4 protein-coding genes and 1 pseudogene are annotated in these 4767 nt (G+C 60.7%); all 5 read left to right on the top strand.

Annotation, left to right across the window (positions count from 1 at the left end; genetic code table 11):
• Positions 1–1201 precede the first annotated feature (1201 nt).
• Complete coding sequence (locus tag VF436_RS07050; protein ID WP_330903299.1) at positions 1202–1591, top strand: hypothetical protein; 390 nt, start codon at positions 1202–1204, stop codon at positions 1589–1591.
• A 32-nt stretch (positions 1592–1623) separates the two neighbouring features.
• Positions 1624–2496: a type IV secretion system protein gene (locus VF436_RS07045; protein WP_330903298.1), complete on the top strand. Its 873-nt coding sequence runs from the start codon at positions 1624–1626 to the stop codon at positions 2494–2496.
• Complete coding sequence (locus VF436_RS07040) at positions 2493–3245, top strand: TrbG/VirB9 family P-type conjugative transfer protein (RefSeq protein WP_330903297.1); 753 nt, start codon at positions 2493–2495, stop codon at positions 3243–3245. The genes VF436_RS07045 and VF436_RS07040 overlap by 4 nt, the downstream gene beginning before the upstream one ends.
• Positions 3242–4444: a TrbI/VirB10 family protein gene (locus tag VF436_RS07035; RefSeq protein ID WP_330903296.1), complete on the top strand. Its 1203-nt coding sequence runs from the start codon at positions 3242–3244 to the stop codon at positions 4442–4444. Before VF436_RS07040 ends, VF436_RS07035 begins: the two co-directional genes overlap by 4 nt.
• Before the next feature lie 23 nt (positions 4445–4467).
• Positions 4468–4767, top strand: a pseudogene (locus VF436_RS07030) (P-type DNA transfer ATPase VirB11); the annotation flags it as partial.

Raw genomic sequence — 4767 nt, 5'->3', positions numbered from 1 at the left:
CACGACCCAGAGCGGGTGAGGCAACCAGCCGGTTGCCTCGCCCATTAAGCGGTCGTGTGCGGGTGGCATGCAAGGTATGACGACGATTCGTTGGGCTCGCCAGCCCGACGCGGGCGGCGTGTGCTCTGCGCAGCCGAATTCGTTCGCGATGCAAGGCGCGACGTAGATCGCGGCTTGGAGGTCTTAACACCCCTCCATCTACGACTGAATCGCCGGTGGCTTCGCGAATGAAGTCGCTCCTACGTGGTGAAGCTATCGGCGGTGCGGGTGCGGATGAGGGCAAACCTCCAGGCCGCGGCTTTGTCGCGGCTTGCTTCGCGCATGAATTCGCTCACGCGTGGCGAGGTTATCGGTGGCGTCGTTGCGGATGAGGGGCGGTATCTCCAAAGCGCGACCTCGTCGCGCCTTGCTCGGCGAATGAATTCGCTCCTATGCGGTGAGGGTATCGGCGATGCGGTCGTAGAAAGGTCTTTCGAAATCTTCCGACTTCGCAAACATGCCTCATGCAAAAAATGCCAACTCCATCAAAAAAACAGAAAAAATCTTATATTCAAAAAAGTATCCACAACCATGAGAAAAAGGAATGTTCAAAAAATCATTCCATGAAAAACATGAACTTACAAATCAGCATGCTTCTCATAAAAAACGCAAATCGCGTACCGAAAAGGTCAGCAATGCCCAGATATAACCGAACACCGAAAAATATTTCGTCTAAATACTAGCCATGCGAAATTTTTTGAGACAGAATTCACAACGTACGGGGGCGCATCCATACATGCGGCGCGTGGGGGTGACAAGGCTGTCGCTATCCGTTGCGCATGGCGCCCTGATGCTTGTCGGATTTCGTACATGCCAGGGGAACAATCCATATGCACAACCCTGGCCCTACGTGATGACGAACAAATCTGACATTTCCAAGCACGCCGACACCCTTCAAGACATGAGCCCTCATCGCCGAGCGATGGCGCGCCGCGTTGTACATACCCACGCGTATAGACATCGCGCACCTCCCTGCTAACCCGCGTACGCCGCCTGCCTTAAACAAGAAGCCGGCGCAATGATTTCACGTATGCGCCCGGGGAGGCCATGCACCCATACACCACGAACCGGCTCATTCGCTGAGCTGGCCAGCCATCTATTTGCCGATTCCACAGATCTCCACGCCGTGAAAAACGCCTCATATCGCAACACCAGGATCGCCATGCTGTTTGTATCCGTCTTGAGCCTCACCGCCTGCGGCACACCACCGCCCAGGGATTTCGGTGGGCGCTGGAAACCACTCAACGCCTTCCAGAAGGAAACCCGGGAAATTCCACTGGGAGAGGCCTATCTGTTCCAGGCCACACCTACGGACGGCACGCTCAAGAACATGCTCACGCGCTGGACGCATGACACCGGCATGCAACTGGCATACCAGCATGCATCGGACTTCACGCTGCATGCCCCGGTCGCAGGCATCCACACACCCAACCTCGTCGCGGCCACCACCGAACTCAATGCCATCTATGCCAGGCAGGGGCTTTCGATTGCGGTCGAGACCAAAAAAATCATCGTGCAAGCCATGCACGAGACACCTGCCATCAAGGACTGAACACATGGATATCGCCACCACAAGGATGCGCCATGGCAAGCAGCAATACCGTTAAAAGCAACAAGGTCGACGCTGCCATCAGCAGGTCGGTGAACTATGAAATCTCTCTGGCCGACCTGGCTCGCCGCAGCGAGCGTCGTGCGTGGTGGGTGGCAGGGTCCGCCGTCGGCCTCTCGCTGATACTCGCCGGTGGCTACTTCTACATGTTGCCACTCAAGGAAAAGGTGCCCTACCTGGTCATGGCCGATGCCTATACCGGCACCAGCACGGTGGCTCGCCTGACGGACGACGCCTTGCACGGGCAGATTTCCACCAGCGAAGCAATCAATCGAAGCAACGTGGTGCATTTCATCATGGCGCGCGAATCCTATGACGTGGCCATGATGAATCTGCGCGACTGGGTCACGGTGCTGACGATGGCCTCGCCCGAGGTGGCCGGTGTCTATCGCGCACTGCATGCGCCCAATAACCCGCGCGCGCCCTATCACGTTTATGGCCGCGACACGGCCATACGAATAAGCATATTGAGCACCGTGCTGATCGGCGGCGGCCCCGGCAAGGCGCCCGATGGCGCCACGGTGCGCTTCCAACGCACGCTCTACGACAAGAAAACCGGCCAGTCCCGGCCTCTGGACAACAAGATCGCCACGCTGCGCTTCGTCTACAAGCCGAACCTGCAGATGGATGAACGCCATCGGGTAGAGAACCCGCTTGGTTTTCAAGTCACCGATTACGTTGTCAACAACGACTACGCCGCACCGCCACCCGCGGCCACGCTGGCACCGACCGCGCCAGCCGTGGCGGCCAGCACGGCCGCGGTGGTGAGTGGCCCACCACCGATGCTCGAACAGCCGTTGACACCCGCTCAAGAACGCCCTGCCGCGCAAGGAGGCGCTCGCCGATGAATCGCGCTCTTTCCCATGTGTTCGTCCTCGCAGCCCTGAGCGCGACAACGGCCACGGCACAAGTCGTGCAGACCTATGAATATCAGCCCGACCGTATCTATCCGGTGCGAACGGGCCTTGGCATCACCACGCAGATCGAGCTGAGTCCCCACGAACAGGTGCTCGACTACAGCACGGGCTTCAGCAACGGCTGGGATCTTACACGCCGCGAAAACGTGTTTTATCTCAAACCAAAGAACGTGGACGTGGATACCAACATGATGATCCGCACGGCCACACGTTCGTACATCTTCGAGCTTAAGGTGGTGGCCACGGATTGGAAATCACTCGACCAGGCCAAGCGCGCGGGCGTGCAATACAAGGTGGTGCTGAACTATCCCGGCGATGCCCGGTTTTCCGAGCAAGAGAAAACCACTGCCCAGGCTCCGGAGCTCGATACCTCCATCGTGCGCGGTCGACGCTATCACTTCGCCTACGACTACGCCACGCACGACGCCAGGCGCGCGCCATGGCTGATTCCCTCCCACGTGTACGACGACGGCCAGTTCACCTATATCGCCATGGGCGACCTCAAACAGTTCCCTACCGGCAATTTCCCGGCCATCACCATGCGCGAGAAGGAGCACGGCGATGACTCCCTGGTCAACAGCACCGTGGAGGGCAACACCATCGTCGTGCACGGCACGTATCCCTATCTGGTCATCCGGCACGACAACCACATCGTCGGCCTGCGAAGGAACGTCAAGTGAGTTCGAATCATCCACATGAACCGGGGCACGAGCAGGCAGCCCTCGATGCCGCGTCGCCGGAGCACGGCAATCTCTACCAGCCCATCCCCGAGCCCGAAGCGCCGGAGTCGGCGCAGGCACCCGAGGAAATCGACCTCGACGCCGGTGCACCCAGGTTCCAGCCGATGGACAGCCGACGACTGAATCCACGGGCGATGATGTTTCTCGGCAGCACCGTTCTGCTAGCCGTCATCATCGCGTTCTTCATGAAAGACATGCTGTTCGGCTTGCGCAAGGCACCGGCCAAGGCCAACGACGAAACCCTGTCGGTGGCCGATGCGCCGCGCATGACTGCACCGGGCACTGCCCCCATGCCCGCGCATGAAGAACCCACCCCGGCCCAAGTATTGGCCCACGCGCCACCGATGCCACCCGCACTCGACACGCGCGCCATGCCCGAGCCACTGCCCATGCAGGAAGCACGCGGCCCTTCCCTGCTCGAAAGGCGCATGGAGAGCAGCAACGCGGGCCTGTCTGCCGGCGCTCCCGCCGCCATGTCCCAAGGCCCCATGCTGCCCGGTATGCCCGGCCTGGCCCAGGGGCAGGCCGCCACCAGCGCGCAACCGTTGAACCAGCCCGACACCCTGATGCTACGCGGCACGTACATCCGCTGCGTGCTGGAGACGCGCATCGTCACCGATATTCCGGGCTTCACTTCATGCCTCGTCACCGAGCCGGTGTATTCGTTTACTGGCAGGCGCCTGCTGTTGCCCAAAGGCTCGAAGGTGCTGGGCAAGTATGACGCGGGCCCCGTGGGCGATCGCGCGGCCGTGATCTGGGATCGCATCGTCACGCCCACCGGCATCGACGTGAACATGGCCAGCCCCGGCATCGACAAGCTCGGCGGCGCCGGCCATCCCGGACGCCTGGACAACCACTGGGGCAGCCGCATCGGCGCGGCGATGCTGATCAGCATGCTCAGCGACGCCTTCAAATACCAGGGCGCCAAATACGGACCGAAAACCTCCGCCGTCGGCAATGGCTTTGCCGTGCAGTCGCCGTATGAGAGCAATACCGCGCAAACGTTGCAGAGCCTGTCGCAGCAGGCGGTTCGACAAGCCGCCAATCGCGCCCCCACGGTCACCCTGCACCAGGGCACTGTCGTGAATATCTACGTGGCCAAGGACGTGGACTTCAGCGGCGTGGTCGCGCGTTTCTGACAGGCAAGCCGATGAACAAGGATATGGACACATCCGCCCCGGCCAGCCATGCCTTTCTGGATTACCAGTACGAAGTGCTGGGTATCCGGGAGTACATGGCGTCGTCGGACGTCACCGAAATCTGCATCAACAAACCCGGCGAGCTGTACCTGGAAAGCCGGGGCGGCTGGCAGCGCGTGGAGGTGCCCAACCTCACCTTCGAGCGTGCCCGCCAGTTCTGTACCGCGGTGGTCAACGAGAGCAACACCGGCCAGCGCATCACCGATGCCGATCCGGTCGTCTCCCTCACCTTCCCCACCGGGCAGCGCGCCCAGTTCGTGATC

Source organism: Dyella sp. (assembly GCF_036384435.1).
Taxonomy (GTDB): Bacteria; Pseudomonadota; Gammaproteobacteria; order Xanthomonadales; family Rhodanobacteraceae; genus GSA-30.
This window is presented reverse-complemented; position numbering and strand designations above follow the sequence as displayed.